Origin of the sequence: Bacillus sp. OK048 (assembly GCF_900103525.1) — a bacterium.
In the GTDB taxonomy this organism is placed as follows: domain Bacteria; phylum Bacillota; class Bacilli; order Bacillales; family Cytobacillaceae; genus Neobacillus.
This window is the reverse complement of record NZ_FNHN01000001.1, coordinates 521,817-537,390: the sequence shown is the minus strand read 5'-3', so window position 1 is coordinate 537,390 and position 15,574 is coordinate 521,817. Positions and strand designations below refer to the sequence as shown.

16 protein-coding genes are annotated in these 15,574 nt (G+C 38.6%); 15 read left to right on the top strand and 1 reads right to left on the bottom strand.

All coding sequences use genetic code 11. The annotated features are described in order from the left end of the window. The first annotated feature begins 75 nt into the window (after positions 1-75). The 10 genes from def to spoVM all read left to right on the top strand — a co-directional run bounded on the left by def (position 76) and on the right by spoVM (position 9,115). Positions 76-561 (top strand): peptide deformylase, encoded by a 486-nt coding sequence (gene def / locus BLR86_RS02565; RefSeq protein WP_090758069.1) that lies wholly within the window; start codon positions 76-78, stop codon positions 559-561. Further along, positions 558-1,502, top strand: coding sequence for a methionyl-tRNA formyltransferase (gene fmt / locus BLR86_RS02560; protein ID WP_090758068.1), 945 nt, complete (start codon positions 558-560; stop codon positions 1,500-1,502). Before def ends, fmt begins: the two co-directional genes overlap by 4 nt. Before the next feature lies 1 nt (position 1,503). Further along, the gene (gene rsmB, locus BLR86_RS02555) at positions 1,504-2,853 is read left to right on the top strand and encodes a 16S rRNA (cytosine(967)-C(5))-methyltransferase RsmB (RefSeq protein ID WP_090758067.1); all 1,350 of its coding nucleotides are present in this window, start codon (positions 1,504-1,506) and stop codon (positions 2,851-2,853) included. A 3-nt stretch (positions 2,854-2,856) separates the two neighbouring features. Further along, entirely contained in the window at positions 2,857-3,948 is a 1,092-nt protein-coding gene (gene rlmN / locus BLR86_RS02550) for a dual-specificity RNA methyltransferase RlmN (protein ID WP_090758066.1), read from the top strand. 5 nt (positions 3,949-3,953) lie between these two features. Further along, positions 3,954-4,706 (top strand): Stp1/IreP family PP2C-type Ser/Thr phosphatase, encoded by a 753-nt coding sequence (locus BLR86_RS02545; RefSeq protein ID WP_090758251.1) that lies wholly within the window; start codon positions 3,954-3,956, stop codon positions 4,704-4,706. Beyond that, the gene (gene pknB, locus BLR86_RS02540; protein WP_090758065.1) at positions 4,706-6,661 is read left to right on the top strand and encodes a Stk1 family PASTA domain-containing Ser/Thr kinase; all 1,956 of its coding nucleotides are present in this window, start codon (positions 4,706-4,708) and stop codon (positions 6,659-6,661) included. Before BLR86_RS02545 ends, pknB begins: the two co-directional genes overlap by 1 nt. A gap of 41 nt (positions 6,662-6,702) precedes the next feature. Continuing rightward, positions 6,703-7,584 (top strand): ribosome small subunit-dependent GTPase A, encoded by an 882-nt coding sequence (gene rsgA / locus BLR86_RS02535; RefSeq protein ID WP_090758064.1) that lies wholly within the window; start codon positions 6,703-6,705, stop codon positions 7,582-7,584. A gap of 2 nt (positions 7,585-7,586) precedes the next feature. Beyond that, on the top strand, positions 7,587-8,231 hold the full coding sequence (gene rpe / locus BLR86_RS02530) for a ribulose-phosphate 3-epimerase (protein ID WP_090758063.1): 645 nt from the start codon (positions 7,587-7,589) through the stop codon (positions 8,229-8,231). Between the two features lie 59 nt (positions 8,232-8,290). Next, entirely contained in the window at positions 8,291-8,938 is a 648-nt protein-coding gene (locus BLR86_RS02525; protein ID WP_090758062.1) for a thiamine diphosphokinase, read from the top strand. A 96-nt stretch (positions 8,939-9,034) separates the two neighbouring features. Next, complete coding sequence (gene spoVM, locus BLR86_RS02520) at positions 9,035-9,115, top strand: stage V sporulation protein SpoVM (protein ID WP_090758061.1); 81 nt, start codon at positions 9,035-9,037, stop codon at positions 9,113-9,115. A 101-nt stretch (positions 9,116-9,216) separates the two neighbouring features. Here spoVM and rpmB read toward each other — a convergent pair whose 3' ends face one another. Further along, positions 9,217-9,405 carry a 50S ribosomal protein L28 gene (gene rpmB / locus BLR86_RS02515; protein ID WP_090758060.1) on the bottom strand — a complete coding sequence of 63 codons (189 nt, stop codon included), beginning with the start codon at positions 9,403-9,405 and terminating at the stop codon, positions 9,217-9,219. 247 nt (positions 9,406-9,652) lie between these two features. Between rpmB and BLR86_RS02510 the strand changes: the two genes are divergently transcribed. The 5 genes from BLR86_RS02510 to recG all read left to right on the top strand — a co-directional run bounded on the left by BLR86_RS02510 (position 9,653) and on the right by recG (position 15,461). Beyond that, positions 9,653-10,015: an Asp23/Gls24 family envelope stress response protein gene (locus tag BLR86_RS02510; RefSeq protein WP_090758059.1), complete on the top strand. Its 363-nt coding sequence runs from the start codon at positions 9,653-9,655 to the stop codon at positions 10,013-10,015. Between the two features lie 36 nt (positions 10,016-10,051). Further along, entirely contained in the window at positions 10,052-11,734 is a 1,683-nt protein-coding gene (locus BLR86_RS02505; RefSeq protein ID WP_090758058.1) for a DAK2 domain-containing protein, read from the top strand. Between the two features lie 99 nt (positions 11,735-11,833). Continuing rightward, complete coding sequence (gene sdaAB, locus BLR86_RS02500; RefSeq protein WP_090758057.1) at positions 11,834-12,496, top strand: L-serine ammonia-lyase, iron-sulfur-dependent subunit beta; 663 nt, start codon at positions 11,834-11,836, stop codon at positions 12,494-12,496. A 36-nt stretch (positions 12,497-12,532) separates the two neighbouring features. After that, positions 12,533-13,411 carry an L-serine ammonia-lyase, iron-sulfur-dependent, subunit alpha gene (sdaAA, locus tag BLR86_RS02495; RefSeq protein ID WP_090758056.1) on the top strand — a complete coding sequence of 293 codons (879 nt, stop codon included), beginning with the start codon at positions 12,533-12,535 and terminating at the stop codon, positions 13,409-13,411. Between the two features lies 1 nt (position 13,412). Further along, a complete protein-coding gene (recG, locus tag BLR86_RS02490) occupies positions 13,413-15,461 on the top strand; it encodes an ATP-dependent DNA helicase RecG (RefSeq protein WP_254782204.1) in 2,049 nt (682 codons plus the stop codon). Positions 15,462-15,574 lie beyond the last annotated feature (113 nt).

Here is a 15,574-nt window from a genome sequence, read left to right as displayed (position 1 = left end):
TTATTTAGGTGAAAATGTAAGTAATGACAACTAGAGATAAAAAACAGACAACTATGATCAGATGGAGGAACACTTTTGGCAATACAAAAAATCGTTACCTACCCAGCAGAGATACTTGAAAAAAAATGCAGACCAGTTATGAAATATAATAAAAAACTGGCAAAATTACTTGATGATATGTATGACACGATGATTGAATACGATGGTGTCGGTCTGGCTGCCCCGCAAATTGGCATCGATGCAAGGATTGCCATTGTCGATATAGATAATGAGCAAGGAACTATTGAAATGATCAATCCTAGCATAGTAGAAACATCTGGCGAGCAAACTGGTCCAGAAGGCTGTTTAAGTTTCCCAGATCTTTTTGGTGAAGTGACAAGACCAAATTATGTCATGATCGAAGCATATGACCGCCGAGGTAAAAAATATAAACTAGAAGCCGAGGAATTTCTCGCAAGAGCGATTCAACATGAAATTGACCATTTAGACGGGATATTATTTACCACTAAAGTTAACCGATATCTCACGGAAGATGAATTAAAAGGAGTAGAAAGAGAATGACGAAAATCGTGTTTATGGGTACACCTGACTTTTCTGTACCTGTGTTACGAAAAGTTATCGAGGACGGTTATGAAGTGATTGGTGTGGTTACCCAGCCAGACAGGCCGGTTGGAAGAAAAAAAACCCTAACACCGCCACCAGTTAAAGTTGAAGCAATAAAGCATGGAATCCCCGTCTATCAGCCTGAAAAAATCCGTCAAAAAGATGAGTTGGAAAAGATAGTAGCATTAAAACCTGATTTAATCATTACAGCTGCTTTTGGACAAATATTGCCAAATGAAATTTTAGAAGCTCCTACTCATGGTTGCATTAATGTTCATGCTTCACTTCTTCCAGAACTTCGTGGTGGAGCACCTATTCATTATGCGCTAATCCAAGGAAAGAAGAAAACAGGTATAACCATAATGTATATGGTCGAGAAGCTGGATGCAGGTGATATTTTAACACGGGTAGAGGTAGAGATTACCGAAGAAGATAATGTTGGAACTCTTCATAGCAAACTAAGTGAAGCAGGGGCGCACCTTTTATCTGAAACACTTCCTAAACTGCTAAAAAATCAATTAACTCCAAAACCTCAAAATAATGAGGAAGCAACATTTGCTTATAACATTAAAAGGGAGCAGGAAAAAATCGACTGGGCCAAAACGGGTGAAGAAATTTATAATCATATTCGCGGCCTAAATCCATGGCCTGTTGCCTTTACAACTCTAGATGGCCAGACTGTAAAAGTATGGCGATCTGAGAAAATTATGGGAGAAAAAAATGCGGTGCCTGGCACGATTATTAAAAATGAATCTGATGGTATCATCGTATCAACCGGTAATGAAACGGCTATTAAGATAAAAGAATTGCAACCCGCTGGTAAAACGAAAATGACATCTGAAGAGTTTTACAGAGGTGCAGGATCGAAAATCTTAGTAGGCAGCAGACTAGGAGAATAACATGACAACGAAAAGAAAAAATGTTCGGGAAGCAGCGATGGATTTACTTGAAACCATTGAAAAGAATCAATCCTATAGTAACTTGCTGCTAAACAGCACAATTGAGAAAAATAAAATTCCTGCGATTGATATTGGACTATTGACGGAATTAACCTATGGAACTTTACAAAGAAAAATGGCACTAGACTACTTTTTAAAGCCTTTTATAAAAAATAGCAAAAAACTGGAAAATTGGGTCCTGCAATTACTACGGATTACCCTGTATCAAATGGTTTACCTTGATAAAATTCCAGACAGAGCAGCCATTTTTGAAGCAGTAGAAATTGCGAAAAAACGCGGTCACAAGGGAATTGCAGGGATGGTAAATGGTGTACTAAGAAATATTCAGCGTCAAGGTCTTCCTTCCATGAATGAAGTTAGTGACCCGGTAGTAAGGTTATCAATTGAAACGAGCCATCCAGAATGGCTAGTGCGCAGATGGGTTAACCAATTTGGCTATGAAAAAACAAAAGAAATGTGTGAGGTCAACTTAACGGCTCCCTTACAAACAGCTAGAGTCAATCTAACGAAAACAACAGTTCGTGAATGTATTGAAGATCTTGATGAAGAAGGCTTCCATGTGGAAAGAAGCCCGATAATCCCAGAAGCCATTAGAACACTACGGGGGAATTTAGCTTTTTCAAGGGCATTTAAAAAAGGTTTCATCACAATTCAAGATGAAAGTTCCATGCTGGTATCTTATGCTGTTGATGCCGATAAAAATGAAAAAATTCTCGACGCATGTGCAGCACCTGGGGGGAAAAGTACCCATATTGCAGAGAATATGGAGTTGACTGGGGTCGTATACTCGCTTGATCTACACGAACACAAAGTGAAACTGATTAATGATAATGCTAGCCGTTTAGGTTTGGGTAACATAAAGACAATGGTAATGGATTCAAGACAAGCAGGAGAACAGTTAGAAAAAGAATCTTTTGATAGGGTGTTGCTCGATGCCCCTTGTTCAGGACTGGGAGTCATGAGGCGAAAACCAGATATGAAATACACAAAAAAAGAACAAGATATTTATCAATTAAGTACAATTCAGCAAAAGTTATTAGACTCTGTCTCACCATTGGTGAAAAAGGGTGGAATTCTTGTCTACAGTACGTGTACAGTAGATAAAGAGGAAAATGAAACTACGATCAGCAAATTTTTACAAGATCATCCAGAGTTTAATTTGGATGTTTCCATGAAAGATAGAATGCCTGAGCCTATCCAACCGCTGGTAACAGATGGATATCTACAAATTTTTCCACAGGATTTTGGCTCTGACGGATTCTTTATCGCATGCTTAAGAAAGAAGGTGTAACAGTTGGAACAACTAAATACAACTGAGACAAACACAACATTGGAAACTAAAAAAACATCTATTTATTCCCTCGAGCTACATGAAATTAAGGAATGGCTGATAACGAATGGTGAAAAGTCATTCCGAGCAGAACAAATCTTTGACTGGCTGTATAAAAAAAGGATCACAACATTTGAGGACATGAATAATTTATCGAAAAGTTTACGTGATAAACTTTTCGAGAATTTCCATATTACTACATTAAAAACGGCAATAAAACAAACTTCCTCGGATGGTACGATTAAATTTCTATTCGAGCTTCATGATGGTTACTCCATAGAAACGGTCTTAATGCGCCATGATTACGGTAATTCGGTTTGTGTCACTACACAAGTTGGATGCCGCATCGGATGTACCTTTTGTGCATCAACACTGGGCGGACTTAAGCGTCATTTAGAAGCAGGTGAAATTGTTTCGCAAGTTGTAACAGTGCAGCAGGCACTTGATGAAACAGATGAACGGGTAAGTTCGGTTGTTATTATGGGGATAGGGGAACCCTTTGATAATTATGACAATATGATGTCTTTCCTCAAAATAATCAATCATGATAAAGGGCTAAACATTGGAGCACGTCATATTACGGTTTCAACAAGTGGAATTGTTCCAAAGATTTATCAATTTGCCGATGAGGATATGCAGATTAATTTTGCGATATCACTACATGCGCCAAACACGGAAATTAGATCACGGTTAATGCCAATCAACAGAGCATATAAACTTGATGACTTAATGAAATCTGTAAGGTATTATATCGATAAGACGGGACGTAGAATTAGCTTTGAATACGGACTTTTTGGCGGTGTAAATGATTCTGTTGAACACGCAGAAGAGTTAGCAGGCCTGTTAAAGGGTTTAAAATGCCATGTTAATTTAATTCCTGTTAATTATGTTCCCGAAAGGGACTATGTACGTACCCCGAAGGATAAAATTTTTGCATTTGAAAAAGCACTTAAAAATCGTGGTATTAATGTTACGATTCGCAGGGAGCAAGGTCACGACATTGACGCGGCATGTGGACAACTTCGTGCAAAGGAGCGAAAAGAAGAGACGAGGTGACAGCATTGAAAGCTGTATATAAGACAGATGTAGGGAGAGTTCGAAAGAACAATGAAGATAGTGTTGGTGTTTTTATAAACAATGACGGACTGCACCTTGCCATCGTAGCTGATGGTATGGGTGGTCACCTTGCAGGCGATGTTGCAAGTACAATGACTTTAACAACATTAAAAGAGATGTGGGAGGAATCAGAAGGGATTCAAACTGCAGATCAAGCAGAAGAATGGTTAAAGTCAAGAATATTACAAGTTAATAAGGTCTTATTTGAACATTCAAACAATCATGCTGAATGTGAAGGAATGGGTACCACCATTGAAGCGGTTATTACAACGAATCTTTTTGCAACTATCGCTCATGTTGGTGACAGTCGTTGTTATATTTTAAATGAATCGGGATTTCAGCAATTGACTGAAGATCATACTTTAGTTAATGAATTAGTTCGCACAGGGCAAATTTCAAAAGAGGATGCCGAACATCACCCGAGAAAGAATGTAATCTTGCGCGCTCTTGGAACAGAACAGGGTGTAAACATTGATATTAAAACGATAACTTTTGAAGAAGGAGACAGCCTATTATTATGTTCTGACGGACTCTCTAATAAAATTAGGGAAGAAGAAATGGCTGAAATTCTTAAGAATGATGATGATTTGGAGAAAAAGGCAAATACATTGATTTCTAGAGCAAATGAGCTCGGCGGCGAGGATAACATAACACTTGCGATTGTGCAGTTTTCTGATTTCAGCGAGGGTGATGAATAATGTTGATTGGAAAACGTTTAAGCGGCCGCTATAAAGTTTTGGAAATGATTGGCGGAGGCGGCATGGCCAACGTGTATTTAGCCCATGACATGATTCTTGATCGTGATGTTGCTGTCAAAATGCTTCGCCTTGATTTTGCAAATGATGAAGAATTTATTCGCAGGTTTCGTAGAGAAGCCCAATCCGCAACAAGCTTAGCTCACCCAAATATCGTAAATATTTATGATGTTGGAGAGGAGAATGACCTTTATTTTATTGTAATGGAATATGTAGAAGGTCAAACCTTAAAACAATACATACAACAGAATTCATCCTTACAGGTGGAAAAAACAATTGAGATAATGAAACAGCTAACATCTGCTATTTCTCACGCCCACCAAAACCAGATTGTTCACAGGGATATCAAGCCTCAAAATATTCTTGTTGACCGTTTTAGTAATGTGAAAATTACTGATTTTGGAATTGCCATGGCATTAAGTGCAACAAGCATTACCCAAACGAATTCTGTACTTGGCTCTGTTCATTATTTGTCACCAGAACAAGCTCGTGGAGGCATGGCAAATAAGAAATCGGATATCTATTCCCTAGGAATTGTCATGTTTGAATTATTAACAGGAAGGCTGCCGTTTTCAGGTGAATCTGCTGTCTCAATTGCCCTAAAACATTTGCAGTCAGAAACTCCCTCTGTTAGAAGGTGGAACCCAAACATTCCACAAAGTGTTGAAAATATTGTTTTGAAGGCAACTGCTAAGGATTCTTTTCATCGCTATAAAAGTGTAGAGGAAATGGAAGAAGATTTACGAACAGCACTTGATTCCGAGAGAATAAACGAAGCAAAATTTGTTATCCCTGATGATGATGAAGCAACAAAAGCAATTCCTATCATCACAAATGACCGTCGTCCGCTCCAAAATCTTGATGAAACATTGGTACATAGTCAAAACAAAGGAAATGAGGATGGTTCTAAAAAAGGAAATAACCAGAAAAAACGTAAAAAGTGGCCGTTTATTTTAATTTCAACCTTCATAATCTTATCCTTATTAGGACTATTTTCGATTACAGTTTTACCGGACCTGCTTTCACCTAAGGATGTGACAATTCCAGATGTCAGCGGGATGGAGGTTGATGAGGCAATTGCAAAAATAGAATCTGTAGGTCTATTGATTGATGAAAAGATTGAGAGCACAGATGATGAAATTGAAGAAGGGAAGGTTATTAAAACCAACCCAGAAGAGGGAAGTACGGTTAAGGAAAAAAGGGCAATAAATATTTATATTAGTATAGGTAAAGAAAAAGTCGAACTGGCGGATTATATCGCACAGAACTATGATGATGTGAAGCGGTTATTGGCTAACAAGAAATTTAAGAATATAAAAATAACTGAAGTATTTGATGAAAGTGACGTGGGTACAATTCTAGACCAAAATCCTAAGAGTGGCGAAGAAGTTGTCCCAGAAGATACAGTGTTAGAATTTAAGGTCAGCAAGGGACCAGAGAAAATTACCCTTAAAGACTTAAGACAGTCTAATGCAAAGGGTGCCCAGGATTATGTAGATTTAGTCGGGCTTACTCTTGACGCTTCCGAGGAAAGGTACGATGAGACCGTCACAAAAGGTAATATTATTTCCCAGACACCTCCTCCAGGAACAGAAATGAAAAAGGGAGACAGTGTTTCAGTTGTTATTTCAAAAGGTAGAGAAGAGAAACCACATAAAACAGTTTCCATTGATTTAACCATCGAGTTCACGGGTATGCAGCCAAATCAAGAGCAATCTGTTCTTATTTATATTCAGGATGTTAATCACAGTATGACAACACCTGCACATACCTACACAATTAGGGATACTTTCAAAACGACGTTAACTCTCTTAGTTCCATTTGAAGGTGAAGCAGGATATAAGGTAATTAGGGATAAAACGGTGATTGCAGATCAGCCAGTTGCTTATCCGGAATAAGGGAATAATGTTATGCTATGAAACGGCAAGGGAGTGTGGCTATGCCTGAAGGGAAAATTGTAAAAGCACTAAGCGGGTTTTATTATGTACTACACGATGGACAAATCATTCAATGTCGGGGAAGAGGGGTATTTCGGAAAAACAAGATTACTCCGCTAGTCGGCGATGAAGTGGTTTTTCAAGCTGAAAATGACCGTGAAGGTTATATAATGGAAGTAAGGGAGAGAAAAAATGAGCTTGTTCGGCCGCCAATTGCCAATGTTGATCAAGCGATTCTTGTTTTTTCCGCCGTTGAACCATCTTTTAGTACCGTCCTATTGGACCGGTTTCTTGTACTTGTAGAATATAATCATATTAAACCCCTTATATGTATTACAAAAATGGATTTAACGAATGAGGATGAAAAACAGGCGATAATAAAATATGCAAATCAGTACAGAGATATAGGTTATGAAGTATTAATTACTTCATCAGAAACAGAAGCGGGGATCGATGGTTTGAACCCGCATATTGAAAACAAAATATCCGTTTTTGCTGGACAATCAGGTGTCGGTAAGTCTTCATTGCTGAATGTATTACGACCAGACCTTGACCTTAAAACAAACAAAATTTCTACGCATTTAGGCAGAGGGAAGCATACAACCCGCCATGTTGAATTAATTAGTATTGGTAATGGTCTCATTGCTGATACTCCAGGATTTAGTTCGTTGGAATTCACCAGTATTGAAGCAGAAGAGCTGGCTTTTTGCTTCCCGGAAATTGCAAGGGAAAGTGAGAGTTGTAAATTTCGCGCCTGTTTACATATTAGTGAGCCTAAATGTGCAGTAAAAGCAGCGGTAGAATCACAAGGAATTACCCACTATCGATATCAGCATTATGTTGATTTCCTACAAGAAATAAAAGATAGAAAGCCGAGGTATTAAATATGGTGAAAATTGCACCTTCGATCCTATCAGCAGATTTCGCTAAATTAGGTGAAGAAATAATTGCTGTTGAGCAGGCAGGAGCAGACTATATTCATGTTGATGTTATGGATGGTCATTTTGTTCCAAATATAACGATTGGACCTTTAGTTGTGGAAGCGATCCGTCCAGTTACTAAGCTCCCATTAGATGTTCATTTAATGATTGAAAATCCTGACCAATATATTGAGAACTTTGCTAAAGCAGGTGCGGATTATATTACTGTTCATGTTGAGGCTTGCCGGCATCTACATCGAACTATTCACCATATTAAGTCTTTTGGAATTAAAGCAGGGGTAGTGTTAAATCCGGCGACCCCCGTTGAAACCATTCAGCATATACTCGCAGATATTGATATGGTGTTGTTAATGTCAGTTAATCCTGGGTTTGGCGGACAATCCTTCATTCCGGAGGTCCTTCCTAAAATAAGGAAGGTAAAGGAAATGGCAGACTCAATAGGTAAAGAAATTGAGATTGAAATAGATGGCGGGGTTAATCCTGAAACAGCGAAATTATGTATCGAAGCGGGAGCAAATGTCCTTGTAGCTGGATCAGCCATATATAATCAAGAAGACTATGCAACAGCCATATTGGGAATTAGAGGTTAACAGTTAAAAGCCAGCTGAAATGCTGGCTTTTTGTATATCAGGAAGGGGGATAAATTGGAATGCACATTAATATTTTGGCAGGAGGTCCTGATGAACTTCTTCCTAATTTGAATGAATATAAAGGTGAAAGTGATATTTGGGTTGGTGTCGACCGTGGGGTGTATACCCTAATCAAAAAGAAAATTACACCAATGATTGCTTTTGGAGATTTCGATTCTGTTACCGAGGAAGAACTAACTATTATAGAAGAACATGTTATGGAAATGAAAAGATTCAAGCCTGAAAAAAACGAAACAGATATGGAACTGGCTTTAAATTGGGCAGTTGAACAAAAGCCTGAACTTATTCGAATTTTTGGAGCTACTGGCGGCAGATTGGATCATCTCTTAGCAAATGTTCAATTAATGTTCAAACCTTTAGTGGAAGCAGCTAATGTAAACATTTTTCTGATTGATAAACAAAATATTTTATCATTAAAAGGTCCTGGAAGTTATAAAATTAATAAGAGGTTAGATAAAAAATATATTTCGTTTATTCCACTAACCCTTGAAGTTAAGGGTCTCACTCTTGATGGCTTTAAATATCCGTTAAATAATCGTCATATTTACATCGGCTCTACATTATGTATTAGTAACGAACTTATTAGTGATAATGGTACTTTTTCATTTTCTGAAGGCATATTATTAGTGATAAGAAGCAATGATTAATAGCTTAATAAAGAGGTACTGATTTCGTCCGTTTGAATAAAATAGTAAGGGCGTACGAGAGAAGTTAGATGTGTGAGATGGTGAGGAGGGACATAAATGAAGTTTTATACAATTAAATTGCCAAAGTTTTTAGGTGGACTTGTCCGAGCGATGATTGGTGCATTTAAAAAAGAATGAATAGAAAAACTGTCAAAGCACCTGTGTATGGGTGCTTTTTATTTTAAACAAATATGGTAAAAACCATTAAGAAAGGGCACCCTAGAGGATGCCCTAACATATTATACGCGTTCTACTTTACCAGATTTTAACGCTCTTGCAGAAACCCAAACACGCTTTGGCTTTCCATCAACAAGAATACGTACTTTTTGTAGGTTAGCACCCCATGTACGCTTGTTAGCGTTCATAGCGTGAGAACGTGCGTTACCAGTTGTAGTTTTTCTTCCAGTTACAACACATTTACGTGGCAAAATGATTCCCTCCTTAATACCCAAAGCTTTATACAGCATTTACGTTATTGTCTAAAGATACCTTAATAATTTATCACACAACAACTTTGAATGCAATAGTGATTAATAAACCTTTCAAGAAAAATACCTTGACATGTATTTAATTGGTTGAAGAAACAGGTTAGAATAAAGTATCGCTTTCAAATTTTTCGTGACTATAGTAAAATGACTTTAGTCAAGGAGCAATTTCCAAAAGGGGGAACGATTCATGTCCATCGAATTAAAAACCAAGTTCGGACAAATTGATATTTCTAATGAAGTAATCGCCACCATCGCTGGAGGTGCCGCTATCGATTGTTATGGAATTGTCGGTATGGCTTCAAAAAGTCAGTTAAAAGATGGTCTTACAGAAATTTTGAGAAGAGAAAATTTTACTCGTGGAGTTATTGTTCGCCAAGAGAATGAAGAAGTACATATTGATATGTATATTATTGTTAGCTATGGAACAAAAATTTCTGAAGTTGCCCATAACGTACAGTCAAAGGTGAAATATACACTTGATAAGACTGTTGGACTTGCCGTTGACTCGGTAAATATTTACGTGCAGGGAGTTCGTGTGACGAACCTGTAAGTTCGTGTAACGGACCTGAATAGAGGAGGAAAGTTTGTGTCAATAACAGCTTTAGATGGAAAACGTTTTGCAGAAATGGTGATTCAAGGTGCGAATCATCTAGGTGCCAATGCAAAAATGGTCGATGCGTTAAACGTTTTTCCTGTGCCCGATGGTGATACTGGAACAAATATGAATTTATCAATGACCTCAGGGGCAAAGGAAGTAAAAAATAATGTTCAGGAACATATTGGTAAAGTAGGTATTGCTCTTTCAAAGGGCTTACTTATGGGGGCAAGAGGAAACTCTGGAGTCATCCTCTCTCAATTATTTCGTGGATTTTCAAAAGCAATCGAAACAAAAGCAGCAATCTCTGCAAAAGATTTTGCTACTGCACTGGAGTCTGGTGTTGAAACTGCGTATAAAGCGGTAATGAAGCCGGTGGAAGGAACGATCCTAACTGTTGCAAAAGATTCAGCCAAAAGTGGTGTCATTGCTGCACAAAAATCAGATAATATTATTGAGATTATGGAAGAAGTTTTAAAAGAGGCAAAGGCATCATTAAAGCGGACACCCGATCTGCTGCCCGTTCTAAAAGAAGTAGGCGTAGTTGATAGTGGTGGGCAAGGGCTTGTCTTTGTATATGAAGGATTTCTTGCTGAATTAAAAGGAGAGGAGCTTCCGGACTCCCCTGAAAACTATCCTTCCATGGACGAAATGGTCAATGCTGAACACCATAAAAGTGTCCAAAGCCATATGAATACAGAAGATATTGTATTCGGTTATTGTACTGAATTTATGGTGAAGTTTGAAGATGCCAAGTTGGCTAAGCACCCATTCAATGAGCAGGTTTACCGTAATGATCTTAGTAAGCTTGGTGATTCTTTACTCGTCATTGCCGATGAAGAGGTTGTAAAGGTGCATATTCATTCAGAGGAGCCTGGTGATTGCCTAAGCTATGGTCAAAAATATGGAAGCTTAATCAATATTAAAATCGAAAACATGCGACAACAGCATTCTAACATTATTGGTGAAACACATACCCCATTAGTTTCAGATCGTCCGCAAGTACCTAAGGAACAGCAAGAATATGGGATTGTTACGGTTTCAATGGGTTCTGGGATTGCGGAGTTATTCAAAAGCATTGGAGCGCACGCAGTCATTGAAGGCGGACAAACAATGAATCCAAGTACAGAGGATATTGTAAAAGCTGTTAAAGAAGTGAATGCGAAAAAGGTCTTCATTCTACCGAATAATAAAAATATTATTATGGCAGCACAACAAGCTGCAGATGTTTCAGATGAAGAAATTCATGTAATCCCGTCTAAAACAGTTCCACAGGGTCTTTCTGCACTTTTAGCATTTAATCCAGCTGGAGATGTTAAAACAAATGAAGCTGCCATGACGGATGCCATGCAGCATGTAAAAACGGGTCAAATTACCTTTGCGGTACGCGATACCCAAATCGATGGATTAGAAATTGAAAAAGAAGATTTCATGGGAATTGCTGAAGGCAAAATTGTCGTGAAAAACAGAGATAAAGGGAAAGTTGCCGAAGACTTGATTTCGCAGATGGTGGATGAGGACTCGGAAATTTTAACCATTATTTATGGTGAAGACGTTACGGATGAAGAGGTAAATGCACTTACAGCGTTTGTTGAAGAGAACTTTGAGGACGTTGAGGTTGAACTTCATAATGGAAAACAACCATTATATTCATTTATCTTTGCAATTGAATAAGTGATAAAATAGAAGGGAGAACCAGAACCCTTCTTTTTTCTGTGTAATAATATAAAAGAATAACCAAAATAGATTTATTTGTCCTAGGGGGAAAAACGAATGAAATATAGAAGCGTGTTTGACATAATTGGACCCGTCATGATTGGACCGTCTAGTTCGCATACTGCTGGTGCAGCAAGGATTGGCAGAGTCGCTAGAAGCTTATTCGGAAGGGAACCTAAATGGGCAAATATTTCTTTATACGGCTCATTTGCGCAGACGTATAAAGGACATGGTACAGATGTTGCGATTATTGGTGGTTTATTAGACTTTGATACAGATGACGTAAGGATTATCAAGGCGATTGATATAGCAAAGGAACGGGGTATGAAACTCCGATTTATAGAAGAAGATGCGGTAACTGATCACCCTAATACCGCTAGGGTCATCATTGGCGATGATAAAGGCGAATTGGAGCTAGTTGGGATATCAATTGGCGGCGGCAAAATTGAAGTTACCGAGCTAAATGGTTTTGTACTAAAATTATCAGGAAACCATCCTGCAATATTAGTTGTTCATAATGATCGTTTTGGTGCAATTGCAAGTGTATCAAATATATTAGCAAAATACGAAATTAATATTGGTCATATGGAAGTTTCAAGAAAAGAAAAAGGAAAGCTAGCACTTATGACCATTGAAGTCGATCAAAACATCGAAGATAAAATCCTTCACGAACTAGAAAAACTACCAAATATCCTGAAAGTAACAAGGATAGTGGACTAACTAGAAAATGACGCAAAACAACAAGGGGGAAGGCAATTGTTTCGTAATGTTACAGAGTTAGTAGAGCTGGCCATTAGTAAAAATAAAAAAATATCAGAAATTATGATTGAACAAGAAATGGATGTTACCGGACGTACTCGGGAAGAAGTATTTGCCTTTATGGATCGTAATTTAACTGTCATGGAAGAAGCAGTTGAGCGGGGAATAAAAGGAGTAAAATCTCATTCGGGGTTAACCGGTGGTGATGCGGTACTCTTACAAAAGTATATTGAAAAAGGTAATTTCTTAACGGGGAAAACTATCCTCGACGCTGTCAGTAAAGCCGTAGCAACGAATGAAGTGAATGCTGCGATGGGAACAATTTGTGCTACACCGACAGCAGGTTCTGCTGGTGTCGTACCAGGTACGCTGTTTGCGGTGAAAAATAAGCTAAATCCAACAAGGGAAGAAATGATTGCCTTTCTTTTTACTGCAGGTGCTTTCGGGTTTGTCGTTGCAAACAATGCTTCAATTTCAGGAGCAGCTGGCGGATGTCAGGCAGAGGTTGGATCGGCTGCTGGAATGGCGGCTGCAGCGATTGTTGAAATGGCAGGTGGTACACCAGAGCAATGCGCAGAAGCAATGGCGATAACTCTAAAGAATATGCTGGGTCTAGTTTGTGATCCTGTTGCCGGCCTAGTAGAGGTACCGTGTGTGAAAAGAAATGCAATGGGCGCTGCAAATGCAATGGTTGCTGCCGATATGGCTTTAGCAGGTATAACAAGCAGAATTCCATGTGATGAAGTCATTGATGCGATGTATAAAATTGGTCAGTCAATGCCGACTGCATTAAAAGAAACAGCACAGGGAGGGTTGGCGGCAACTCCGACAGGTCGTGCACTCGAAGCAAAGATCTTCGGTATACCGCGCGTCTAAAGTGAATCTAAACCTTAAACAATCAGTTACAGTATTAAAGGGTATCGGGGAAGAAACAGCTGAGAGTTTAGCAGAAATGAAAATATATACGATTCAAGATCTATTAGAGTATTTTCCATACCGTTACGAGGATTATCGTCTCCGCGAAATCACAGACGTAAAGCATGAAGAGAAAATTACAATAGAAGGGAAGGTTCATAGTGAGCCTTCTCTAAGCTATTATGGTCGAAAGAAATCAAAACTGATGATTAGAATGTTCGTTGGACACTATTTAATCAAGGTCGTATTTTTTAATCAGCCGTATTTAAAGACGAAAATCGTGATGAACGAAACCATTACCGTTACAGGTAAATGGGACGCCCATCGCCAAACGATCACGGCAAGTGAAATGCAGGTGGGACAAAATGCTAAAAGTAAGGACTTTGAGCCTGTATACGCACTAAAAGGAAAAATAACCACAAAAGGGATGCGGAAATTTATTTCGATTGCCTTTCAGCAATTTGGACAAGCTATTGAGGAAATTCTACCGTTATCTCTAGTGACCAAGTATCGTTTAGTAAACCGCTATGAAGCTTTTCACGCGATGCATTTTCCTAGTAACCAGGAGGACGTAAAGCATGCACGCCGTCGGTTAGTATACGAGGAATTTTTATTTTTTCAGTTAAAGATGCAGGCTTTACGGAAGTTTGAACGGGAGCATTCACCTGGTATTGAACAATACTTTCATGAAACAAAGGTAGAGGAATTCATTCAATCATTGCCTTTTCCACTGACTAGCGCACAAAGCAGAGTTGTAGCCGAAATATTATTTGACCTTAAATCACCCTTGAGAATGAACCGTCTCTTGCAAGGTGATGTGGGATCAGGGAAAACAGTGGTTGCAGCAATTGGATTATATGCCAGCGTTACGGCTGGTTATCAAGGTGCATTAATGGTACCAACTGAAATTCTAGCCGAACAGCATGCTGAATCGCTCATGGGGTTATTAGAGCCTTTTGGACTAAGATGTGAATTGTTAACTAGTTCAGTTAAAGGAAAAAAGAGAAGGGAAATTCTTCAGAATTTAGCTGATGGTGAAATTGATATTTTAATAGGTACCCATGCCCTTATTCAAGATGAAGTTACCTTTAAGAAACTGGGATTTGTCATAACCGATGAACAACATCGCTTTGGAGTAGAACAACGAAGAGTCCTACGGGAAAAAGGAGAAAACCCTGATGTCCTGTTCATGACGGCAACCCCCATACCAAGAACGCTTGCTATTACAGTATTTGGAGAGATGGATGTTTCCATTATTGATGAAATGCCGGCTGGTAGAAAACCAATAGAAACGTACTGGGCAAAACCCGATATGCTGGATCGTGTTCTTTCCTTTGTAGAAAAGGAACTAGTTAAAGGCCATCAAGCCTATGTCATCTGCCCATTAATTGAAGAGTCAGACAAACTAGATGTTCAAAATGCAATCGATGTGTATACTTCTTTAAGCCACTACTTTCATACTCGCTATAAGGTTGGGCTTATGCATGGACGCTTAAACTCAGAAGAAAAAGATACAGTCATGAAAGCATTTAGTCTAAATGAGGTACAAGTGTTGGTATCAACGACAGTAGTGGAAGTAGGGGTCAATGTTCCTAATGCCACCATGATGGTTATTTATGATGCGGAAAGATTTGGGCTTTCACAGCTTCATCAGCTCCGCGGGCGAGTAGGAAGAGGCAGTGACCAGTCCTATTGTATTCTGTTAGCAGATCCAAAGTCTGAAGTTGGCCAAGAAAGAATGCGGATTATGACTGAAACAAATGATGGCTTCGTTTTAAGTGAAAAGGATCTCGAACTAAGGGGTCCAGGGGACTTTTTTGGAAAGAAACAAAGCGGAGTACCTGAATTTAAACTAGCAGACATGGTTCATGATTACCGTACACTCGAAACTGCTAGAAATGATGCTTCTCTAATGATACAGTCTAAAATTTTTTGGCAGGGAAAAGAATATGAATATTTAAGAAATCAACTTGAAGATACTGGTGTGCTAGAAGGAGAAAAACTGGATTAATGTTAAGAAATTAGTAACGAGTAGATTGTGGGAATTAAAAGTTATTCTTGCAATCTTCTTTTTCTACTTTTATACTACTATTAGTACCTAGTCATAAGATCTCGGACGGTGTG